The organism is Blautia sp. 1001283B150304_161114_C9 (assembly GCF_015668165.1).
Lineage (GTDB): Bacteria > Bacillota > Clostridia > Lachnospirales > Lachnospiraceae > Blautia_A > Blautia_A wexlerae.
The window spans coordinates 66,935-85,024 of the sequence record NZ_JADPGO010000013.1 but is presented as its reverse complement, the minus strand read 5'-3'; the positions used below and the strand labels follow the sequence as shown (position 1 = coordinate 85,024).

At 41.1% G+C, this 18,090-nt stretch carries 10 protein-coding genes and 1 other annotated feature; of the genes, 1 reads left to right on the top strand and 9 read right to left on the bottom strand.

What is annotated here, in order from left to right:
• Positions 1-80: 80 nt before the first annotated feature.
• From I4V44_RS08750 to ileS, 7 genes are all read right to left on the bottom strand, one after another.
• Positions 81-944, bottom strand: coding sequence for a NifB/NifX family molybdenum-iron cluster-binding protein (locus tag I4V44_RS08750; RefSeq protein ID WP_055154263.1), 864 nt, complete (start codon positions 942-944; stop codon positions 81-83).
• A 72-nt stretch (positions 945-1,016) separates the two neighbouring features.
• Entirely contained in the window at positions 1,017-1,985 is a 969-nt protein-coding gene (locus tag I4V44_RS08745) for an N-acetylmuramoyl-L-alanine amidase (protein WP_196002605.1), read from the bottom strand.
• A 162-nt stretch (positions 1,986-2,147) separates the two neighbouring features.
• Positions 2,148-6,263 (bottom strand): hypothetical protein, encoded by a 4,116-nt coding sequence (locus I4V44_RS08740; RefSeq protein ID WP_196002604.1) that lies wholly within the window; start codon positions 6,261-6,263, stop codon positions 2,148-2,150.
• 308 nt (positions 6,264-6,571) lie between these two features.
• Positions 6,572-6,814, bottom strand: a complete 243-nt coding sequence (locus tag I4V44_RS08735; protein WP_196002611.1) for a hypothetical protein — start codon at positions 6,812-6,814, stop codon at positions 6,572-6,574.
• 149 nt (positions 6,815-6,963) lie between these two features.
• Positions 6,964-7,842 carry a hypothetical protein gene (locus I4V44_RS08730; protein ID WP_196002603.1) on the bottom strand — a complete coding sequence of 293 codons (879 nt, stop codon included), beginning with the start codon at positions 7,840-7,842 and terminating at the stop codon, positions 6,964-6,966.
• Positions 7,843-8,215: 373 nt separating this feature from the next.
• Entirely contained in the window at positions 8,216-10,678 is a 2,463-nt protein-coding gene (locus I4V44_RS08725) for a glycogen/starch/alpha-glucan phosphorylase (protein ID WP_196002602.1), read from the bottom strand.
• A 254-nt stretch (positions 10,679-10,932) separates the two neighbouring features.
• Positions 10,933-14,088 carry an isoleucine--tRNA ligase gene (ileS, locus tag I4V44_RS08720; protein ID WP_196002601.1) on the bottom strand — a complete coding sequence of 1,052 codons (3,156 nt, stop codon included), beginning with the start codon at positions 14,086-14,088 and terminating at the stop codon, positions 10,933-10,935.
• A 130-nt stretch (positions 14,089-14,218) separates the two neighbouring features.
• Positions 14,219-14,454 (bottom strand) — a binding site (T-box leader).
• A 285-nt stretch (positions 14,455-14,739) separates the two neighbouring features.
• Between ileS and I4V44_RS08715 the strand changes: the two genes are divergently transcribed.
• Positions 14,740-15,975, top strand: a complete 1,236-nt coding sequence (locus I4V44_RS08715) for a D-alanyl-D-alanine carboxypeptidase family protein (protein ID WP_144136815.1) — start codon at positions 14,740-14,742, stop codon at positions 15,973-15,975.
• On the opposite strand, the gene I4V44_RS08710 is transcribed toward I4V44_RS08715, so the two are convergent.
• Both I4V44_RS08710 and I4V44_RS08705 read right to left on the bottom strand, forming a co-directional pair.
• A complete protein-coding gene (locus tag I4V44_RS08710; RefSeq protein WP_008707772.1) occupies positions 15,946-16,905 on the bottom strand; it encodes a 3'-5' exonuclease in 960 nt (319 codons plus the stop codon). The genes I4V44_RS08715 and I4V44_RS08710 overlap by 30 nt on opposite strands.
• A gap of 60 nt (positions 16,906-16,965) precedes the next feature.
• Positions 16,966-18,090 carry a DUF362 domain-containing protein gene (locus I4V44_RS08705; protein ID WP_008707773.1) on the bottom strand — a complete coding sequence of 375 codons (1,125 nt, stop codon included), beginning with the start codon at positions 18,088-18,090 and terminating at the stop codon, positions 16,966-16,968.

Sequence of the window (18,090 nt, the reverse complement as noted above, 5' to 3'; positions counted from 1 at the left end):
ATCACTTTGGTAAATAAAGTATAAAACAGGGCAGTCTCATCGGCAAAATCTTTGCCGGGAGGCTGCCCTGAGTATTTGTCTTATTTCACTTCTACTAATTCAATCTTGAAGTTAAGTTCTTTTCCAGCCATTTCGTGGTTTGCATCAAATGTGATATTTTTCTCATCTTTAGCTGTTACTTTAACAGGGAATGGCTGACCGAACTGGTTTGACAGGTATACCTGCTGGCCAACTGTCAGGTCTTCGGAACCTGGGAGCTGGGCGATTTCCATAGTGAAGATAGCGTTTGGATCTGCCATACCGTATGCTTCTTCAGGCATAAGGTGAACATCAATGATCTGACCAACTTCCATGTCAGCTACAGCAGCATCAAACCCTCTGATCATCTGGCCTGCACCGCAGATGAATTCCAGCGGTTCGCCACGGTCGTAAGAAGAATCAAACTGTGTTCCGTCATTGAAAGTTCCTCTGTAATGTGTGCGGCAGGTTTTTCCTACATTGCGTCCTGTAAGCGGAGGCTGTGATCCGCCACATCCACCGCATCCGCCACCACAGCTGTCTCCACAGGAGTGTCCCTCCTCATGGCTGCCACAGGAATGCCCTTCTTCATGATGGTGATGGTCGCAGTTAGCTCCGGAAGACACTAATTCGCCTTTTAAATAACTTTCAACTGCCTGATCGGTATTTCCCTGGGCCCCGGCGCATAATTCGATTCCTGCCTCTGTGAGAGCTGTCTGAGCACCACCGCCGATACCACCGCAGATCAAAACATTTACACCCTGTTCAGCAAGCAGACCTGCAAGTGCTCCATGTCCTGTACCGTTAGAACCGATCACTTCACTGGAAACTACTTTGTTGTCTTCCACTTCATAAACTTTAAAAGACTCTGTTTTTCCAAAATGCTGAAAAATCTCTCCATTATCGTATGTTACTGCAATTTTCATTTGAAAAATCCTCCAAATTATTTTTTATACCCATTCAGTCCAGTATAAACTGTCTGTGCCACAAAAGCAAGGCTATTTGATCAGGTAATTCTCAATTCCATTTGCAATTCCCCGTACCATTTTTTTCTGATAAGAACTCTGCTGCATACGGCGGTCTTCGGAAGGATTACTCATATATCCCATCTCGATAATCGTTGTCGGAACTTTGCTCCAGTTATTTCCGGTCATAGAGTCTGTTTCCCAGACGTATTCTTTTCTGCATCCTGTAGCTGACACATATGCATTGAGCACAGCCTCAGAAAGAGCTTTGTTTTTTCCGTACATAGATGAAATATAAGGACTGTTTCTGGTTGTACAGATAGTCAGTGCTCCACTGATAGAGGAATTATCACTTCCATTGGCATGGATACGGATATACGCATCTGCTTTTGCCTTATTTGCCACTTTTGCACGGTCAATACAGCTGAGAGCTACTTTACTGTTGGTTCTGGTCATTATTACCTTAAACCCTCTTTTCTGAAGAAGGGTTCTTAGCTGAAGACCAATGCTCAGATTGAGCTTATATTCCTCCACACCTGTAGCAACACCCTGGGTTCCGGACGTATCTTTCTCTTTCAGCTGACTGGAACCAGGACCAAGAGGTTCATAACCACCGGCAACGACAGCAGAATGCCCCGGATCCAGTACAACAACAGGAGTCCAGACCCCTTTACTGTTGATCTTTCGTCCATTTACAGTCTGATTGATACGCATTCTTCCGGTCTGTTTGCCAAAATACCTGAAACGATTATGAATACGGTGCCATCCTGTAAGCATGGTACCGTCTGCGGCAAAACAGTAATAATACTTGCCGATTTTGTGCAGGTCTGTCAGCTTTTTGCCATTCTTATAATAGTATTTCTTTCCACCGTAGGTTTTCCATCCGGTGAAAGTACTGCTGACAGATGCTGCCTGGACATCTGTAAAATCTACAGAAGGTAAAACTGTGACCAGGAGAAGAATACACAAGAGCCAGATAAAACATGATTTTCTTTTCTTCATACATGACTTCCTTTCATTAGAGATATTTTAAGTAAGGGTTCTGTATGTTGATTATATCATGTAATTGTCTGGGAGTGTGGCAAAAAGTTCCTAAAAAGAAAGACTCCGGTCGCAATGACCGGAGCCTTCTTTTTAGGAATCTGTATTAATTACCCAAATGGATTATTTAACAGTAGCCTTTTTCAGGTTTGACCATGGGCTGAAGACTTTCTTTCCGTCTTCGGATGTTCTGTTGAATGCATGCATTCCAACTACCCATGTTCCCTTTGGTACCTTCTTGAATGTTGCTGTTACTGTACCTTCTTTGAGGTTCAGTACTTTGTGATCGCCATAGTGGTATGGACGTGTCTCACCGTTTTCTTTCTTGGAATCTGTTCCAAGTACTACGTCGTAACCAGTTGCATTTGCAGCTGCTTTGTATGTTACTTTGATAGTAGATCCGCTTACTTTAACGTTTGTGATAACTGGAGCATCCGGTGTGATTGCGGATACAACGAATGGATATGCGTTAGACCAGTCGCTGAATACTTTCTTGCCGTTTGCATCACGTTTCCAAGCGTGGCAGTATGCGTAGTATGTTCCCTGCTGTACATATTTGAATGTAGTAGAGGTCTGAACCTGGTTCTTGTTTACGGAATCGTAGTCTTTGTTTGTGATGCAGTCACGATCTGTAGAGATTACATAGTCATAACCTGCAGCACCTTCGGAATCACCGGAAAGGATTGCAGTTGCTTTGTTGCCAACAACTTTAACGCTGCTGATCATTGGAGCATCTGGTTTTTCGTCTGCGGCTTTTCCATCAGCTTTAACCGTCTTGGAACCTGTGTAGTTCTTGGAGGCGCTGTTAGCTGTTACTGTGTATGTTCCGTCTCCGTTATTCTTGGATGTGTACTCTGTAGTTGGAACAGGAACATATCCGTTCATAACAGTTACGATACCGTCAGTAACTTTAACATCACAGTCTTTAATATCTTTTTTGTCAATACCCCAGTCAAATTTGCTAGATAAAGATCCTGTATAACCACCTTTACCTTTTACAGTAACTTTGAATGGTTTTGCAGCTGTAGCATCTGTGTAATGGTTTCCGTCAACTTCACCTTCAACTACTAACTCATAATCTTTACCTTCAACTAAAGTATTTCCATTAATCTGTACAAGAACCTGAGGTCTTACCTGAAGTCCACCAGCATATACGCCGTTAGTAACAGTGACATTTTTGTCAACAAACGCTACATTCTTGATTGCAAATGTGATGTAATCTACAACACCTGTAATTTTAGTTCCAGGAAGTGTTTTGTTTCCTGTATATCCGCTTCCGTCTTTTGCAACAAGATATACATATGCAATATTGTAATAATTTCCCTTATTGTCTTTTAATCCGGATTTTTCGCCTGCAATATTTTCATAGTATTTAACTTCAAGATCATTAGCAGTAGCTTTTGTAGCAACTAATCCACCATCATTGCTGTCTACTTTCTTGATATCTTTGATTGTAGTAGCAGCAAATGTCTTTTCTGTGCCATCGAAATCAAAGGATGAGCCAGCATAATTACCGGTTGTATTAGTTACCTTGTAATTATTTGTTACATTAACACCATTTTTATTATAAATATCTAACTGAGCTGTTACAACTTCTTTTACAATATTAAATTCAGCTGTAATATTCGCACCTGTAAAGTTTTTGGTTTTAGAAGTTGGTTTTAATTCTACAGTACCTTTACCGGAAACGTTCTCACCATATCCAACAATCTCAAACTGATTTGTAACATCGTTTCCATTTAAAGTAACTTTAAATGTACGAGGTCTAACCTGTTTGCCTGTATAAGTCTGATTATCAATTGTCACTTTAACGTCATTTGTGTTTGCCGGAGTAATTTCAAATGATGCAGAAGCTGTTCCTGAATATTTATCATTTATACCTGCTACAACGACTTTAGCTGTACCAACATTTAGGTTGTTGTCACAACGTACATATTTGTACTCACCTTTTGTTCCATAGTCAGCCTGATTATACAGTACAGTAACTCCATCAATTACATAGTAATTAGGAACAATTGCTGCTCCGGTATATGTATAGCTGGATGGATTAACTTTAACCATACTGTCTGTCAGAGCTTTAGCAACGATTTCTGTTTTATCTGCAAGAGTCAGTTCGGTTCCGTAAACGGCAGTACCACTAACTGTATCCTGTGTTCTAAAGTTTTTATTTGTAATAACAATTGTAGACTGAATGAAGTTATGAAGGTCATTTTTTCCATTGTTAGCTGTTGCTGTATAAGAACCATCAGCGTTTTTCTGTCCTGCTTTGTATTCATATTTTACAGTATAATCATTAGCAGTTAAAGCTTTTACAATTGTCTTTTTGACTGTATCTTTTGCAGTTACAGCAAGCTGAACTTTATATTCTTCTGCTTTAGTATAATCCTTTTCATAGGAAACTGTTTTCGGTACAGTAACTGTATCTTTAGAAACAGTTAACTGCTGAATAGTAAATGGAATGTCAAATGTTCTGCCCACATAGTCACTACCACCAGTTACTTTAATAGTAACAGTTGGAACGGTACCTTTCTGAGCCGCATTTGCATCAACATTGTTCTTATATCCTACGATTTCATAAGCTGCCGGTTTGATGGTTGCAACTTTCTCAACATCAGGACGACCAGCTACTTTACCGTAAACATCAACATCACCTAAAATAGTTTTGTCTGGTTTAATCTCAGAACCTGTATAGAAATACTGTGTATTGGTAAGATTATCACTTTTTGCGGAAGAAACAGCACTTCCGACAATAAATGTAAAGTCAACAGAATTTACGCAGTTACCATTTGTTGTAGCAGCAACTGTAGCGGTATAGGTTCCCTGTTTAAAAGTATCATTGGCTTTCATAACAGTATTGCCATCTTTTACTTCAATAGTGTAGTCAGTACTTTTAAGAGTCAATGCTGTCCCATCTGCTGTAGCGAATGCAAGATATTTCCAAAAATCTTTTACTGCAAGTCCCTGAGGAACGCAGTCCAAAGCTTTTTTATTAAATGCAAGGCTAACATTTACTTTACTTAAATCACGTTTTTTAATTGTTACCTGATATCCTGTCGTGTTATCGGTTTCTAAAGTGTTTTTTGTTGAAATATCAAAGTTATTTACTTTATCAGCATTTAAGCCAACTGTAACTTTTGGAGTTCCATTAGCATCAGTTGCAGGTATTGATGCTGATTTAATAACATCCTGCGGTAATGTAGCATCAGCATAGCCTTTTTGTTCTTTTACAGTAAGTTTATCAGTCGGAATAGCAATAGGATTACCTGTATATTCATATTCCAAATTTTCTTTTAACTCTGCATTAAGGAATGATTCTGCTTTTTTATCACCCTGACGTTTTACGACAGTTACTTTTGTTGTAAATTCTCCGCTTAATCCAGAATTAGCTTTTGGTGTAACACGAATAGTCATTACATCACCGGCATTCTGAACAGAATTAGACACTGCTACATCATATTTGTCATAATCAATCGGAGTATTTCCTGTTCCATCTGTTCTGGAGATACCAGAAATGGAAATAGAATTTTCATCTGTTGAATCTTTGCTGAAGGAATAAATTTTTCCTGTATACGCAATGGTATATCCATCTGTTGTCTGTTTAAAAGTACCCTGATTAGCATTTTGTCCATCTAACTGTAATTCAATGGCACCTGTTACTTCTTTTTTCTCCAGTGTAAATGATGCAAGAACTAAATTATCGATTTTAGCAGCAGCGTCATCTCTGAAAATATATAACTCAATAGTCTGCCCAATTGCAGGTGTCCATGTATTACCATAAAGATTCTGACTCATTGAAGCTACGGAATTGTTATTTACTGTTCCAGTTAATAAAGCATCTGTATGCCCTTTAATTCTGTATCCAAATGAATAATTTTGTAATGGTGTATTATCAGATTTTTTTACAATCTTTCCACCTACGGTAAGTTTATTACCAAATACAGCTTTTCCATCTAATTTACTTCCACCATCTAATGTAAATGTAAGTCCAGATACATCAAGGTCGCTAGCTGTGATTGCATCTGCAGTAGCAGTATCTACATCTGAAGTATCTTCTACAACTGGAACTTCTGTTTCATCAGCAGTAAATGCATCTGCTTCAGTAGCAACTGATGCGTCAGATCCATCGCTGAACTCAGCAGCCCATACCGGCACATTAGAAGTAGCAAGCATTGCAACAACAAGTGACATACTTAATGTCTTTTTTGCCATGCCCTTCTTTGTGTTTTTAATCTTTGTCATGATTATAGTTCCCCTTTCCTTAATATAACTATTTCTTTTTGGGTAAAGATTCCTAGACATAATCTGTCTGTTATGGTTAATAATAGTGCTTTCACCACTTTTTGTCAAGGGTAATGCTCAAGAATTTTACGATTTTTTTAAATTTCATACACTTCAAAAGCATTTATTTTCCTTGATTTTTCAGGTTTAAAATCTATAACTTGTTACAAATGTGGTGAGATTTTCCTATTTATCACAAGATGATGTAGTATTCTCTTTTTAAGGTAAAAATGACAGAGAACCCTATCGATTCTCTACCATATGTTTTTCTACAGATAAAAATCTGCCTTTATCTTTTTTACCAGTTCTAGCGGATAGTCAGTATACTCCGCAATTTCCTCTAAAGTATATTTACCTCTCTTTAACATACGAACTATACTTACCATGGTTAATTCTGCTTTTAGAGTCGTTTTTAATTCTTCTGTCAACTCGTTTCTTATCTGGTCTTTTATCTCAGTTTTTATTTCCCATACCAAATTCTCTATCTTGGCTGCTATTTCATATGTATCCATAGTTTTCCTCCATATAGATGTATATACATACAAACTGGCAGAAAACCATATATCTTCCCTGCCAATTTGTATTACATCTATCACTCTTCTCAATATATTCCGAAGAAAATGTGGTATCGTTAACAATTCTTATCCTATATAATATTTTTCTATTTTATCTTCCGAATTGTTTCTAAATCCAGTCCTGTCGCTAAGCCTATTTCTTCTTCCGTAAATTTACCGGATTTTCTCATACGACTTACCATTTCTTCTATGGTTATTTGTGCTCCTTTTCTTATCAATTTTTCTGATTCTAATTCCAGAACTTTTCCGCCCATAGTTTCCTCCATTCCTTTTTTTGTTTTTTCAGAATCTCTGAAAACATAGTCTGATATTTTTGTTATAAAGCTAACTATATCTGTATAGTATTTTCCCCTATCCTGTTTTTGCAGGCTTTCATAGAGTCGTTTTTGAATATCAGCATATTCATCTAACAATCTTTGCAGTTTTTCTTTTTCTTGATCAATTATTTTCTTCTGCTTTTCATACCTCATAATATAGTATGGCAACAGAAAAAACAGATTTTTCTGAAAAATGTAATCCCTTGTGTATTTTTCCGCATAAATAGCAGGCACACTGTACTTGATTTTTTGTCCATCTGGCATAATAATCTCCAATTTCAGATTATCTTTTCTGCCTTTTCCACGCAAATATATCACGCAAGAATATGGAAAATACATCCGATATATGCCATTTTCCACTTTTGCCTCTTCCAGACTGATTGCAAAGTCATACTCTATCATCCGAATCACCATTTCCGTATCACTCGTACTCTGACATTCTATATGATAGACTTTGTCTGCAATTTTCAAACGGGAGTCTGTTATTTTTTCTCCGTTCTTTGTCTGGTGTTCGTTTCGTTGCTGTTCAATTGGTATGTCTGCCGGATAGTTTGTGCCAAATACTTCATTAATTAATGGAATAATAAGTTCTGGCATTTTTTCCAACATTGTCCGGAAAACATCATCAAATATGGTGTTGTTTGCCATCTGGCATCCCTTTCGTAGTCGTTATGTATCGTTCGCTTTTGTATCTTAATAAGCTTTGGTACTTTGAGGGCTTTTGTATTTTGATCATGTTTTCGGATGTATTCTTATTTCCAGATGCTTCGCATCTATGGAATTTTATCTTTTGTGCAAAGTGTTTTTGTTTTCGATCACCTTCTTTGCACTCTGTTATTGTGTATTTTATTTTAGCAGATACACGATCATTTTTCCAGTCAGATCTTTTTTATTTAGAACTTTTTGTTCTTTTTTCAATATATACCATACTCAAAAAAAGCCCCTGCAATACAGTCCTGATAACTGTACTGCCAGGGGCTTTTTTTTATTCAGAAGCAATTACTTCTATAAATATAGCGTATTATTTCTTTCTGACAATAACCTTATCCAGATGCCAGATATCATCTACATATTCCTGGATAGTTCTGTCGGATGTGAATTTACCGCTGCATGCTGTGTTGAGGAGTGCTTTCTTAGCCCAGCCTTTTTCATCTCTGTATGCTGCTTCTACGCGTTTCTGTGCGTCTGCATAGGAACGGAAGTCTGCGAGGATGAAGTAGCGGTCTGCTCTGTCTGTGTTCTTTGTGTTGAGGAGTGAATCATACAGGTCACGGAAGAGTTCTGTATCATTGGAGAAGGTTCCGTTGATGAGCTGCATCAGTACCTGACGGATTTCTTCATCTGTGTTGTAGATCACGTTTGGATCGTATCCGCCGTTGTTTTCGTAGTTGATTACTTCGTCGGAGCTTAAACCGAAGATGAATGCGTTTTCTGCGCCAACTTCTTCTACGATCTCTACGTTAGCACCGTCCATTGTTCCAAGTGTAGGAGCACCGTTGAGCATGAACTTCATGTTACCTGTACCGGATGCCTCTTTACTTGCTGTGGAGATCTGCTCGGAAACGTCTGCTGCTGCGAAGATCCACTCAGCGTTGGATACTCTGTAGTTTTCGATGAATACAACTTTGATCTTGCCGTTGATGGAAGCGTCGTTGTTTACTACGTCTGCTACGGAGTTGATGAGTTTGATGATCTTCTTGGCTGTTGCGTAACCTGCGGATGCTTTTGCACCGAAGATGAATGTTCTTGGATAGAATTCCATTTCCGGATGCATCTTGATCTGGTTGTACAGATAGATAACATGCAGGATGTTCAGGAGCTGACGTTTGTACTCGTGAAGTCTCTTAACCTGTACATCGAAGATGGAGTGCGGGTCTACTTCTACGCCATTGTGCTCAAGGATGTATTTAGCCAGACGCTCTTTGTTCCTGAACTTAATGTTCATGAATTCCTGGAGTGCTTTCTCATCATCTGCGTAAACTGCAAGTTTCTTTAACTGCGGAAGGTCTGTGATCCAGTCCGGTCCGATATGCTCTGTGATCCAGTCTGCAAGGAGTGGATTTGCGTGAAGCAGGAAACGTCTCTGAGTGATACCGTTTGTCTTGTTGTTGAATTTCTCAGGCATCATTTCATAGAAGTCTTTTAATTCCTGATTCTTCAGGATTTCTGTATGAAGGCGTGCAACACCGTTTACAGAGTAGCCTGCTGCGATTGCAAGGTGAGCCATCTTAACCTGTCCGTCATAGATGATAGCCATCTTTTTGATCTTCTCATAATTTCCCGGATATTTTGCCTGGATCTCAAGGATGAAACGACGATTGATCTCTTCGATGATCTGGTATACACGCGGAAGCAGTCTGGAGAAGAGCTCGATCGGCCATTTCTCAAGTGCTTCGGACATAATGGTATGGTTTGTGTAAGCAACAGATTTTCTTGTTACTTCCCATGCTTCATCCCATCCAAGTCCTTCTTCGTCCATGAGGATACGCATTAACTCTGCTACTGCTACAGTCGGATGTGTATCGTTCATCTGGAATGTTACTTTTTCATATAATTTATGGATATCGTCATGTTTCTTTTTGTATTTGGCAATTGCTGCCTGGAGACTTGCAGATACGAAGAAGTACTGCTGTTTCAGTCTCAGCTCTTTACCTGCATAGTGGTTGTCGTTCGGGTAAAGAACTTCTACGATATTGCGGGCAAGGTTCTCCTGCTCTACAGCTTTCTTGTAATCACCTTTGTCAAAGGAATCCAGCTCGAAATCTACGATCGGTTCTGCATCCCAGATACGAAGTGTGTTTACTACATCATTGTCATATCCTGTGATCGGCATATCATAAGGAACAGCCTTTACAGCCTGATATCCTTCATGGACAAATCTGTTTCCACCCTTTTCAGGATCGTACTCTACTCTTACATATCCGCCGAAGTGTACTTCCTTGGCATATTCCGGACGGCGCAGTTCGAATGGATATCCGTTCTTTAACCAGTTATCCGGTACTTCGATCTGGTATCCGTTCTCGATCTTCTGTTTGAACATTCCGTAATGGTAACGGATTCCGCATCCATATGCAGCGTAATTTAATGTTGCAAGAGAGTCAAGGAAACATGCGGCAAGTCTTCCCAGACCACCGTTTCCAAGTGCAGGATCCGGTTCCTGGTCCTCGATGCAGTTAAGGTCAAAGCCCAGCTCCTCAAGAGCTTCTTTTACTTCGCCATATGCGCAAAGGTTGATCAGGTTATTTCCAAGAGCACGTCCCATAAGGAATTCCATTGACATATAGTATACGATCTTTGGATCCTGCTCATCGTAAGCTTTCTGTGTTTCAAGCCAGTTATCAATGATAACGTCTTTTACAGTGTAGCTTACTGCCTGAAAGATCTGCTCCTGTGTTGCTTCTTCAATTGTTTTTCGATAGAGGAATTTTACGTTATCTTTTACGCTTTTTTTGAATTCCTCTTTCTTGAACATTCCGTTTGTCATCTCATACCTCCCGTAATCTGGTTCCGTTACTGTCCCCTGTTGTGAACAGCAACAGGTATTTTATCATAATCATCTGTTTCAGCGCATCATAGAAATTGGGGGCAAAGAATACTCTGCCTCCAATTTTTCGTTGAAATCAGACTGTCCAAAAATATGATACTATTTTTTAAACAGCCTGTCATCTGTATAATTGCCGAATTTTGCAATGTATTTTTTCCGCATCCATTGCAAAATACAACGCTTTACAGTTTATTTTACAATTTCTTAACACCCATAGTTACTGCTTCTTTGTTGATGTTCCACTCTTTCACATAACCATCGGTCTCGCCAAGTACCATTTCGTCTGCAAGTACTTCTGACTTGATCTCATCTTCGTGTGCTTTCATGACATCCTGGATCTTGTCGTTTCCGTGAGCGTATACTACGATCTTGTCCATAACTTCGAAGCCGGCTTCCTTACGCATGGTCTGGATCTTGCTGATGATCTCACGTACGAATCCCTCTTCGATCAGTTCAGGTGTCAGGTTTGTATCAAGGACTACGGATGTTTCACCGTCAGATTCGGATACATAGCCTTCTGTCTGTGCTGTTTCAATAAGAAGGTCTTCTTCTGTAAGCTCTACATCGTTTCCGTTGATATCCAGTTTCAGGACACCGTTGGTTCTCAGCTCGTTCATTGCTGCTGTTCCATTGATGTCTGTGAGAGCCTGTCTGATTCCTCCAAGGAGTTTACCGTATTTCGGTCCCACTGTACGAAGCTGCGGTTTGAAGCTGTAGGAGATAAAGGATTCTACGTCATCTGCGAATTTTACTTCTTTGACATTCAGTTCGTCTGCGATGATGTCAGTGTAGAATTCACTCATTTTCTTCTCAGCTTTTACATACATGGTTCCGATCGGCTGACGGTTCTTGATATTTGCTGTATTTCTGCAGGCACGTCCCAGAACTACGATCTCCAGAAGCTCTTTCATGTCTGCTTCCAGATCTTTGTCGATCCATGCTTCGTTTACAGTTGGGAAGTCGCAGAGATGGATACTCTCCGGAGCATCTTTATCCACGCTTCTTACCAGGTTCTGATAGATGTCTTCTGTCATGAACGGGATCATCGGAGCTGCTGTCTTGGCGATTGTTACCAGTGCATGGTACAGAGTCATATAAGCATTGATCTTATCCTGCTCCATTCCCTTTGCCCAGAAACGTTCGCGGCTTCTTCTTACATACCAGTTACTCATCTCATCTACGAATTCCTGAAGTGCTCTTGCTGCTTCCGGGATCTTGTAGTTAGCCAGGTCATTGTCAACTGCCTGAACAGTTGTATTTAATCTGCTGAGCAGCCATTTGTCCATAACAGGAAGCTGGTCATAGTTCAATTCATATTTGGTCGGATCAAAGTTGTCGATGTCTGCATATAATACGAAGAATGCATAAGTGTTCCACAGTGTGCTCATGAATTTACGCTGTCCTTCCACAACTGCCTTGCCATGGAAACGGTTCGGAAGCCATGGAGCACTGTTGATGTAGAAGTACCATCTGATGGCATCTGCGCCGTATTTGTTCAGTGCATCGAATGGATCAACTGCATTTCCTTTGGACTTACTCATCTTCTGTCCGTTCTCATCCTGGACATGTCCCAGAACGATTACGTTCTTGTATGGTGCTTTGTTGAAGAGCAGTGTGGATTCTGCAAGGAGTGAGTAGAACCATCCACGAGTCTGGTCTACTGCCTCGGAGATAAAGTTTGCAGGGAACTGCTGCTCAAATAATTCTTTGTTTTCAAATGGATAATGATGCTGTGCGAAAGGCATTGCTCCTGAGTCGAACCAGCAGTCAATAACCTCCGGTACACGATGCATTTCTCCACCGCACTCCGGACACTTCAGTGTGATCTCATCGATGTATGGGCGGTGAAGCTCTACTGTCTTGGCTTTCTCATCTCCGCTCATCTCGAATAACTCCTGACGGCTTCCGATGGAATGCATATGTCCGCATTCACACTGCCAGATGTTCAGTGGAGTTCCCCAGTAACGGTTACGGCTGATACCCCAGTCCTGAACGTTTTCAAGCCAGTCGCCGAAACGTCCTTTACCGATGCTCTCAGGGATCCAGTTGATTGTATTGTTATTTCTGATCAGGTCATCCTTAACTGCTGTCATCTTGATGAACCAGGATTCTCTTGCATAGTAGATCAGTGGTGTGTCACATCTCCAACAGTGTGGATAATCATGCTCGAATTTCGGAGCATCGAAGAGCTTGCCTTCTTTGTCCAGGTCTGTGAGGACCATAGGGTCTGCTTTCTTTACGAAAACGCCTGCATATGGTGTCTCCTTTGTCATATTACCCTGTCCGTCTACGAACTGTACAAATGGAAGTTCATAGTTACGTCCGATTCTGTTATCGTCTTCACCGAATGCAGGTGCAATATGAACGATACCTGTACCATCACTCATAGTAACGTAATTGTCGCAGGTTACGAAATGAGCTTTCTTTTTCTGTTTTGCTGCTGCCTCTCCTGCACATGCAAAAAGCGGCTCGTATGCTTTGTATTCCAGGTCTGTTCCTTTGTAGGTTTCCAGAACTTCATATGCTTTCTCGCCTTCTTCTTTTGCAAGTTTGCCAAGGACTTTGTCAAGGAGTGCTTCTGCCATATAATAGGTATATCCGTCTGCTGCCTTTACTTTGCAGTAAATCTCATCCGGGTTTACGCAGAGTGCAACGTTGGACGGAAGTGTCCATGGTGTTGTTGTCCATGCAAGGAAGTATGCATCTTCACCAACAACCTTGAATCTTACAACTGCGGAGCGCTCTTTTACAGTTTTGTATCCCTGGGATACTTCCTGTGCGGAAAGAGGGGTACCGCATCTTGGACAGTAAGGAACGATCTTGAAGCCTTTATACAGAAGCTTCTTGTTCCAGATTTCTTTTAATGCCCACCATTCGGATTCAATATAATCGTCATAGTAAGTTACGTATGGATGTTCCATATCAGCCCAGAAACCAACAGTAGAGGAGAAATCCTCCCACATTCCTTTGTATTTCCAGACGCTTTCCTTACACTGTTTGATGAATGGCTCCATACCGTATTCTTCGATCTGCTCTTTGCCATCCAGACCAAGCTTCTTCTCTACTTCCAGTTCTACCGGAAGTCCATGGGTATCCCATCCTGCTTTACGCGGAACCATGTAGCCCTTCATTGTACGGTATCTCGGAATCATATCCTTGATTACACGGGTAAGTACATGGCCGATGTGCGGTTTGCCGTTTGCAGTAGGCGGTCCATCATAGAATGTATAGGTTTCTCCTTCTTTTCTGTTCTCCATACTTTTCTCAAAGATATGGTTTTCTTTCCAGAATTCTTCTACTTTTTTCTCACGGTCTACAAAGTTTAAGTTCGTATCAACTTTCTGGTACACAGTAATTTACCTCCTGTTTAAATTATTTGTATCAGACATCTGAAAATATGCAGGACGTTTATATACGCTGAAAAATATTTCCAGTGTCCTTTAAGAACGAAAATAAGCCCATAAAAAAATCGCCCTTTTGTAAAAGGACGAAGGTTTATTGACGTTCGCTATACCACCTGTTACATTGTACGGGCATCCTCTGCCGATACATGAATCTTTTAACGGGGATTTCCGTCAGCTCTTACCTGTCTGTACACCCTTCAGAGCTGCAACTCCGGAGTGATCTTCACTGCATTTACTCACCACCGGGCTCACACCCTCCCCGGTTCGCTGTCTGCTTTCCCCTGCAGTTACTCTCTCCATCAACGTTTTTGTGGACATATCATTTATTTAACTATGCGGATTCATTATAAGGTCACAAAATTCACTGTGTCAAGTATTTTTTTGAATATTGGGTAATCCTGTTACTGTTTAATAACACTGGTTACTGTCAAACTCCCGAACAGTAACACACTGTTAACATACTATCATATAAATTTTACACAGGCATTGTAATTAATGATATAATAAGGTAGAATATTTTGTCCGAACGTCATTTAAAACGATGTACTAGGATATGGAAAGCAACTACTATGTATATTTAATGAAGGGTAATTTCAAATGTTTAAAACAAAATTTCATAAATTAATGAAACGTTTCCTCACCGGAATGCTTTGTGCAGGGATTCTGACCTCCCAGCCTGCAGTCACTTACGCTGCCGAGACCTCTGCCACTCCTGAAGCCGGTCATTCGGAAACCTATTCACAGGCCTCAGATATCGATTCTGTCAAAGGATGGCCCGCAGGTCCTAATATCGAGGGACAGTCCGCAGTACTGATGGATGCAGTCACTGATACTATTCTTTATTCCAAGAATGCCAAAGATAAGCTATATCCCGCCAGTATCACTAAGATCATGACCGCTCTTCTGGCCTGTGAATATCTGGATATGAACGATACGATCACCATGTCGCAGGAAGCGGCTTATGGGATTGAGGCCGGAAGCTCCAGCATTTACGCAGAAACAGGAGAGGTTTTCACAGTAGAGCAGGCCCTGATGGCTCTGATGCTGGAATCCGCCAATGAGATGGCTCTTGCTCTGGCAGAAAAAACAAGCGGTTCTGTAAAGAAGTTTGTTGAACTGATGAACCAGAGGGCAGCTCAGCTTGGCTGTAAGAACACCCATTTTAATAATCCAAATGGTCTTCCGGATGAGACGCATTATACCACCGCAGGTGATATGATGAAGATTGCAAAGGCAGCCTGGTATAATCCCAGATTCCGTAAATTTGTGACCACACAGGTTTATGAGATTCCTCCGACTAATAAGCAGTCTGAAACCCGTTATCTTCTCAATCACCATAAGATGATGCCCGGACAGTCTTATGCATATGATGGGGTTCTGGGAGGAAAGACCGGATACACCGATGCAGCGGGAAGTACGCTTGTCACCTATGCCAAGAGAGGAAATTCCATTCTCATTGCAGTTGTGCTGAATTCTACAAACGGTGCTTTTCCTGACACAACTTCTCTGCTGGATTACGGCTTCGACAATTTTGAAAAAGTAGACTTGAATATAGATACCGATCCGGTACCGGCAGTATTTCTCCCATGCGAAAAGCACCTGTTAAAGGACTGGAATAATCTGTGTTCCTTCTATTATATGAGGCATGTGTACGTAACTGTCCCCACAGGAACCGATGTGAGCCAGCTCGTAAAGAAGCAGAAACTTCTGAACAATTCTGTCGGTCCAAAGCGAATTAAAAGTAAATATTATTTAGACGGCCATATGGTCGGATATGGAATGCAATATGAAAAGGAAATCCTTTCAGATTTCCTTCTCAACGCTTCTTTTTAGTTTTCGCCTGAGGCGGAGGACTTCTTTTCTTTCACGAAGTTCCTCTGCTTCTTCTGTATCTGTGAAACGCAATGTCTTCACAGCGAAATATTTCTCATCTTCTGTTTTTCGGATGCGGATCTTGCCTCTTATCAGCCCATGTTCTTCACAATTGGATATGCTGTAATAAACCTTTGGATTATTCATAAACCATCGGAGTTTGCGCTTTGCAGGCAGATGACAGACCGGACATCTGGTGCTGGTCACCTCGCGGTCTTTCATGATTCGCTCTCTTGTGGCAAATTCTCTGGATACATATTTGTCATGATCCGGATAGGAAATATGTATCTCGTCTTTTTTCTTCTTTGGATTCTGGTAAACATCCAGTGACGGATGATTGATGATGATTATGTTATTTATTTTCTCCAGGACTTTCGCTGTATACCACGCATCTGCAAGCGCCCGGTGAAATCCCCTGGATTTCTCTATTTTCAGCTCATCGATCGCATGCTCCAATGCACACCTGTGTGTACCGTCATCATAACTGATACTGTATAGTTTCTGCACATCATAATAGGTCACAGGTCCGGGAAGCAGATCCAGCAGGCCATAGAACTTCATATTTCTCTGAAGTTCCATCACGTCCTGATTTCCCCAGGTAAAAAAGTACCAGTCTTCTCCGCACCAGTCAATAAATTCCCTGACTGCCTGCTCAAAGGGCACTCCTTTCATTAGATCTTTATAATCTACATGAATTACCTCATGGATGCTGTCATGAATCCATTTATAGACCTGTGGTTTGATCAGTCGGTGAAAATGATCCGTTATTTCTTTTTTGCTGTTTACTTTTACAGCCCCAATCTCGATAATCTCAAATGGAAGCCTGTCGTTACGTGTTTTCTTTCCCGAAGGATTCTGATTCCATTCCAGGTCAAAGACAATATAGTTCATTCATCCGGTCCTTTTTGTTTATTACTTTTTCGCATTTATTTTCCACTGCTGATAAACATATTATTTCACAATCTTCAGTTCATACTGTCTGGTTCCCAGACCAATTTTCTCTGCCTGATCCAGTGTTGCCTGCCATTCAATGTTCGGGTTGGAATCTTTGAAATGGTCGTGGTGGCAATGCCAGTCAGGTTTTGCCAGGTGTTCTCCAAGCTGGCTGTTCTCGATCGGAGTTGCTTTCAGACAGGCATCTGCGCAGGCCTGGTCCAGAGCAACCGGGTCAAAGCTTGCAAACATTCCGATATCAGGAAGGATTGGTGCATCATTTTCGCCATGGCAGTCACAGTTCGGGCTGATATCCTGAACAAGCGCTACATGGAAATGCGGACGGCCATGACAGACTGCCTGTGCATATTCTGCCATCTTACGGTCAAGAAGTTCATTCGCACTGCTGTTTGGATTGTATACGGCATCAAAACCGCAGGCTCCGATACAACGGCCGCAGCCTTTACATTTATCATAATCAATGACTGCTTTTTTATTCGGATATGTAATCGCATCACTTCCGCACTCTTTCGCGCAGCGACGGCATCCGCGGCAGAGTTCTTCATTTACTGCAGGTTTTCCGCTGGCATGCTGTTTCATCTTACCTGCGCGGCTTCCGCATCCCATTCCGATATTCTTCAGTGCACCGCCGAAGCCGGTTGCTTCATGTCCTTTAAAGTGGCTTAAGCTGATAAAAATATCTGCATCCATGATTGCATGTCCGATCAGTGCAGTCTGACAATATTCACCGTTAACTACCGGTACTTCTACTTCGTCTGTACCGCGTAAGCCATCACCGATGATGATCTGGCATCCTGTTGAAATGCTGTTAAATCCATTGAGATTTGCGCACTCCAGATGCTCCAGTGCATTCTTGCGGCTTCCCGGATAAAGAGTGTTGCAGTCTGTGAGGAACGGAAGTCCTCCCTGCTCTTTACAGAGATCAGCTACTGTTTTTGCGTAATTCGGGCGCAGGAAAGCCAGATTGCCAAGTTCTCCGAAATGCATTTTAATAGCCACGAATTTTCCATCCATATCAATGTCTTTGATTCCGGCTGTAACGCAGAGTTTCTTCAATTTATCAAGCTGGCTGGTGCCAACCGGACATCTGAAATCAGTAAAATAAACGGTTGATTTTTCCAT